The organism is uncultured Aquimonas sp. (assembly GCF_937888285.1).
In the GTDB taxonomy this organism is placed as follows: domain Bacteria; phylum Pseudomonadota; class Gammaproteobacteria; order Xanthomonadales; family Xanthomonadaceae; genus Aquimonas.
The window spans coordinates 1-5,995 of sequence record NZ_CALART010000043.1; the positions used below are offsets into that span (position 1 = coordinate 1).

The 5,995-nt window shown below is 69.3% G+C and carries 3 protein-coding genes; all 3 read right to left on the reverse strand.

The window, feature by feature from the left end:
- Positions 1-190 precede the first annotated feature (190 nt).
- A complete protein-coding gene (locus Q0654_RS10185; protein ID WP_298853407.1) occupies positions 191-2,287 on the reverse strand; it encodes a choice-of-anchor Q domain-containing protein in 2,097 nt (698 codons plus the stop codon).
- A 313-nt stretch (positions 2,288-2,600) separates the two neighbouring features.
- Positions 2,601-5,297, reverse strand: a complete 2,697-nt coding sequence (locus tag Q0654_RS10190) for a serine/threonine-protein kinase (RefSeq protein WP_298853409.1) — start codon at positions 5,295-5,297, stop codon at positions 2,601-2,603.
- A 5-nt stretch (positions 5,298-5,302) separates the two neighbouring features.
- Positions 5,303-5,875, reverse strand: coding sequence for an ECF-type sigma factor (locus Q0654_RS10195; protein ID WP_298853411.1), 573 nt, complete (start codon positions 5,873-5,875; stop codon positions 5,303-5,305).
- Positions 5,876-5,995 lie beyond the last annotated feature (120 nt).

Genomic DNA, 5,995 nt, shown 5'->3' on the forward strand with positions numbered 1-5,995 from the left:
TCGGGAATCGGGAATCGGGAATCGGGAATCGGGAATCGGGAATCGGGAATCGGGACTAGCCTGAGGTTTGCACTCAGCTCCGCAAGCTCCAGCCCCTGCAAAACCAGTCGTCCGATTCGAGATGCAGCGCTGGCCGAGGCAAGTGCCGGGTTTTCATCGATTCCCGACTCCCAATTCCCAATCCCGGCCCTCAATCCTCAAACCCATCCTTGAACAGCTCGGCGAAGGCGCAGTCCTCGAAGGAGGTGGCGTCGACGAAGACGAAGAACTCGGCGCCCACCGGCATCGAGGCCTCTCCCTGGATACCCCAGACGCCGCGGCCATCGATCTGCCGCCATTCGAGGTCATAGGTGGTGTTGTTGGTCAGGCCCGGCACCACCCGCGGGGTGGCCAGGGCGCGCGCGCAGCGGTTCGGATCGTCGCCCAGCAGCGGGTGATAGGCCATGGGGCTGAAGCGGCCGGCCGTGGTGACGCGGTGCACGAAGGCGTTGGGGCTGGGGTCCTGGGCATAGACATGGAAGCCGAAGCCGGTCGGCATGCTGGCGCCCAGCACCTGGTTGCCGATGAACCAGCAGTTGGCGCCGGTGCTGCCGCTGGGGCAGCTGAAGCCCACGGCGATGTTCTGCGGGTTCTGCGCGCCGCCCAGCCAGACCGGCGTGGCCAGCACGATCGCGTCCTCGCGGCCCTTGCCGTTGAGATAGGTGTTGCTGAGCGAGGTGGCCTCGAAGCTGGTGTTGGCGGCCGCCGTCTCGTGTCGATAGCTGGCGCCGAAGCTGCCGCTGGGGCCAGGCGCAAAGCGGTGCAGGTAGGCGTTGGCCGGCACGCTGGCGCCGATCGCATAGCCGAACCATTCGCCCAGATGGAACACTCCGATCGGGTTGGGGTTGCTGGCGCCCGCCGCCCCCGCCACCGGGTTGAAGCTCTTGCTGACGTGGACAGGCACGGCCTCGCTGGCCACGCGCAGCGCGATCGAACTGCTGCTGGCGCTGCCGTTGCGCAGCAGGCTGACCTCGTCGCCGGATTCGTAGGCGCCGATATCGACCGCGTTCGCGCCCGTTCCGACGTACCGGCGCCGCCCGTCGACATCGACCTGCGGCGCGCCGGCCGCGCCGTAGAGCAGCTGGGCGGACACTGCATTGCCGGCGTTGATCGCGGCCGAGCCCGCGCCCAGCCGCGGAAACCGCAGCGAGCGCAGGCGCGGATCGCCGGTTACGGTGAGCGTGGCGCTGGCGGGCATCGTGTTGAAACTGTTGCCGAAACTCAGGTTGCGCTCGATGGTGAAGCCGCCCACCACATTGCCCGAGACCACCAGGCTCTGGGTGTTGTGGGCGATCAGGTTGTTGAAGATGCTGCCGCTCAGGCTGGGTCCGTTGATCGGGTAGTCGATCCAGATCGGGGTGTCGCAGCCCACGGCGGTGTTGTTGAACAGGCGCAGCTCGTTCTGGCCACCGGCGGCGAACGAGGCCGCATACAGGCCCACCGGGTAGAAGGTCGCACCAAATTTCCGGCAGACCAGCACATTGCTGAACGCGCGGACCACCGGCGTCGAACTGCCTCCACTGCCGAACACCGGCGTCACGCCCACATCGACGCGCAGGGCGCCATCACGAAAGCCGCCCTCGACGCGGTTGCCATACACGTTCACCACGTGCGGATCGCCGGGACTCAGCCTGAGCAGGAGTCCGTAACCACTGCTGCCCTGTGGCCAACGCCGAACGATGCGATTGAAGGCCACGCGGCCCGTGGCGCGCGCGTTCAGGCTGAGGCTGATCGCCGGCTGGTTGGACATGCCGTTGTCGACGCGGTTGTTCTGCACCTCGACGGTGGCGGTGCCGTTGGCATTCGTCTTGACCACGCTCAACTCGACGCGTGCACCGAAGGTCGGGCCCTCGGTGAAGTCCAGGCGGTTGTTGACCAGGCGCACACTCAGCGAGGACGGCGCACTGTGCAGCAGCTCGAGCCGGCCGTCGCGCAGGTGCAGGCCCTCGATATCCCAGCTCGTCACGTTGTTGGTCATCTGCCCGATGACGCTGCGCCCCGGCGCGAAGCGCGCCACCTGGTTGGGCGCCGCGCGCAGGGCGAAGGACTTGTTGAGGGTGATGTTCTCGTCGATCTCGGCCGTGGTCGCGATCAGCACTTCGTCACCCGCCGCCGAAGCGTCAATGCAGGCCTGCAGCGTGCCTGCGCAGGGCGCATTGCCGGGCCAGGTGCGGGTCGCGGCGGACGCCAGCGCAGCGCAGGTCAGCAGGACGATGGCGGGTACAAGACGAGTGAGCAGACGGGGCATGATCGAACGCCTCCAGCGGGGCCAGTTTCCGGTTCACCTCCCCCAGCGCAGAAAGCGGCGAGCACAGGACAACCAGGACCGAGCCCGCTGCTTCGCCACACCCAGAGTCAACGCGCGCTGAGCATCGACCCGATCTGAATCGTGGCAACCGCGCGACCCGGGCCAGTGACGCCTTGGCCTCGCCGGCGCCCGTCGCATCCCCACGCGCAGGGTAGACAAGCGCAACGCGTCGACCGTTTTCCATGGGCGCAGCCCCGCGATGGCCACCCGCCGCACGAGCTTCCGTCGAACGCGGGCAAGCGCGTTCGACGGTTCAGCGACGCAGTGCCTGCACGCGAAGACGCAGCGCGTGCTCCGGCACGGCACCGATGCGGTCCAGTCGCGCCTCGATCTCATCCGCCAACACGCGCGACTCGTCCTCGCGCCCTGCCGCAGCCAGCGCTTCCGCCAGCAAGGTCTCCACCCGCATGCGATCGAACTCGGGATCGTCGACGCTGAGCGGATCGCGCTGGCGCCGGTTCTGCAGGCCCTCTACCGCAGCCGCGGCCCGCCCCTCCGCCATGGCGCAGACGGCTTCGGCCTCATCCAGCGATTCGTCGGATCCGCCGCCCAGCGTGCTTCGCGCCTGCGCCAACCAGTCACGCGCCGCCTCGACCTCGGCCTGCTCGCAATGGATCTGCGCAATTCGCGCCTGCACGCTGGCGATCCGCGGCGGCGGTGCGTCCTGCCGCGTCTGCATGCGACCGACTGCACGTTCAAGCCTACGGCGAGCCTCCTCGCGGCGACCGAGATCGGCGAGGATGCGGCCGCTGTGCCAATCCTCCAGATAGTCCTGTTCGGCGCTGGCATGGCCGAGGTTGCGGGCCCACTCCTGCGCCGAGGCGCGCTGAAGTTCCAGCGCGCGCTCTGCCCTGCCCTGCGCGTGTTCCAGCCGGGCCTGTGCGTGCAGAGCGGCCGCGCGCACCTGCACCGGCGTGTCGATGCTCGCCAGGGTCGCCTGCACCTCATCGAAGCGCCGTCGCGCCTCATCGAGTGCGCCCATCGAGAAACGCGCGCTGCCCAGGTTGAACAGACTGATGCTGAGCGACACCGCGCTGGTTTCCGGGCTCGCGCGCTTGATCGCCAGCACTTCCTCGTGCATCGCCGCGGCCTCGCGCAGGCGGCCCTGCGCGCCGTACACATTCGCCAGATCACCGAGCAGGCGCATGGGCAGATCGCCGATGTCGTCGCGGCCTTCGATCTCGACACGCAGCGCGGCCAGCAAGCGCTCGGACTCGCCGAAGTTTTCCATGTGCCGCTCCAGGCCGGCGCGCTCGCGCAGCATCTCCAGTCGTCGCACGGCGCGCGGCGCGCGCGCGTCATGGAAGGCGATGCCGTCATCCAGAGCAGTGCGCAGGTCCTCGTATCGTCGCTGGAAGCGGAACACGTCGGCGCGCAGGTGGAGGGCGCGACCCCAGGCCTCGGGCTCGGCCGTGGCCGCATCGCCGAGTAGCGACTGCGCTTCCTCGGCCAGCGCCATTGCCTCGTCAAACTGCAGCCGCGCCATCACGATCTCGCCGAGCGTGAGCATCAGGTCAGCGCGAAGGTCGGGCGGCCCGGCGGCAGGGTCGCGGGCCTGTTCGATGCCGCGGTCCAAAAGCTCACGCGTGCTCGGCATCTCGTCGCGCGGACGCCCAGGCAGCTGCGCCCGAAACAGGCCGACCACGAAGCCCGTGATCGTCTGGGCGCGTTGCGCCTGACTGCGGGCTTCGGCTTCGGCCTGACGCGCTGCCGCGGCTTCGGCATCGGCGCGCGCGGCCTCGCGCAGGGCCAGCGCGATGCCTGCACTCAAGGACAGCAGCACCAGCGCGGCGGCCGAGAGCGGCAGCCAGTGTCGCTGCAGGTAGCGTCGGAAGCGGTAGCGGCGGTTGCCCTGGCGCGCGCTGATCGGGCGCTGCTGCTGCCAGCGCCGCAGGTCTTCGGCCAGCGCCTCGGCACTGGGGTAGCGCTGTCCGGGCTCGACCCGAAGACAGCGCTGCACGATCAGATCGAGATCGCCGCGCAGCTCGCGCAGCAGGCGGGTGGCGCTGCGTCGTCGCAGCTCGGCGAGCGCCTCGCGACGCGCGCTGCGGCGCAGACGGGTGGACGGCCCGCCCTGCTCGCGCTGCTGCGGATCCGCGGGCGCGCGCTCGCCGCAGAGCAGCTCGTGCAGCAGCAGGCCCAGCGCATACACATCCGCACGCACGCCGACCGGCTCGCCGTGCAGCTGCTCGGGCGCGGCGTACTCGGGCGTGTGCGGGCGCAGCGCGGTGGTGGCGACATGGCCGCTGCCGGGTTCGATCAGGCGGGCGATGCCGAAGTCGAGCAGGCGCGGCGCGCCGTGTTCGTCGACCAGGATGTTGGCGGGCTTGAGGTCGCGGTGCACGACCAGCTCGCGGTGCGCGTGCGCGACCGCGTCGACGACCTTCAGGAACAGCGCGATGCGCTGCGCGGTGTCGAGTCGGCGCGCGTCCGCATGCGCGATCAGATCGAGGCCCCGCACTTGCTCCATCGCGATGTAGGGCGTGCCGTCCTCGGCGATGCCGGCCTCATAGAGTCGGGCGATGTGCGGGTGCTCCAGCCGCGCCAGGATCGACTGTTCATCGATGAAGCGCTGGCGCAGTTCGGGCGAGTACAGGCCGAGCTTCAGGCATTTGAGCGCAGCCTCGCGGGTGTAGCCGCCGACCTCGCGGCTGGCCCGCCAGACCGTGGCCATGCCGCCTTCACCCAGCAGCTCCAGCAGTGTCCAGCCGCCCAGGCAGCGCCCGCGCAAGCCTTCCACGATCAGGCCCTGGCTGAGCGCGTTGGCCAAGGCTTCCAGCGGCCCTGCGTCCTGCTGCTCGCGGCGCAGAAGATCAAGCACCTGCGCGCGCAGGTCCGCATCAGGACAGGCCTGCTCCAGCCAGGCCAGGCGATCCGCCTCGGGCTGCTCCAAAGCGGCTTCGAACAGCGCATCGATACGCTGCCAGCGTTCGCGTTCCTGTGCGTCCATCGGCGCTACTCCGGCAGCGCTTCGGCATCCAGCATCTGCGCCAGCAGCGCGCGCGCGCGTCGCCAGTCGCGCACGACGCTGCGCGCGTGGATCCCCAGCACCTCGCCGACCTGTTCAACTTCAAGTCCGGCGAAGAAGCGCAGCTCGACGACCTGGGCCAGCCGCGGATTGACTTCGCCAAGCTTGAGCAGCGCTTCGTCCAGGGCCAGCAGATCGCCGCTGGCGGCGTCGCTGATCGGCAGCGACAGTTCGTCGATATCCAGATGCTCGGCCCCGCTACCGCGCTTCTGCGCCTGACGCGCCCGCGCGGCGTCGATCAGGATGTTGCGCATCGCGCGCGCGGCGTAGCGATAGAAGTGGACCTGGTCCTGCCACTCGATCTCGCCCGCGTTCGACAGGCGCAGCCAGGCCTCGTGAACGAGTGCCGTAGTCGACAGTGTGTGCGCGCGGCCTTCGCTGGCGATCTGTCCGCGGGCGATCCGCCGCAGCGGCTCATAGACCAGCGGCATCAGCGCATCCAGTGCGGCGCGATCGCCCTCGCTGGCCTGCTGCAGCAAACGGGTGATGTCCTCTGCCAAGACGATTCCGGGCGCATCGGGCCGGGCTGGCCCGGAGGTGGAGTCTAGCCTTTGGGCGCTTGGACTGGGATTCGGGATTCGGGATTCGGGATTCGGGATTCGGGATTCGGGATTCGGGAT

Coding starts and splice junctions, on each gene's coding strand:
- Q0654_RS10185 (WP_298853407.1), bottom strand. CDS start 2,287: ATGCCCCGTCTGCTCACTCGTCTTGTACCCGCCATCGTCCTGCTGACC.
- Q0654_RS10190 (WP_298853409.1), bottom strand. CDS start 5,297: ATGGACGCACAGGAACGCGAACGCTGGCAGCGTATCGATGCGCTGTTC.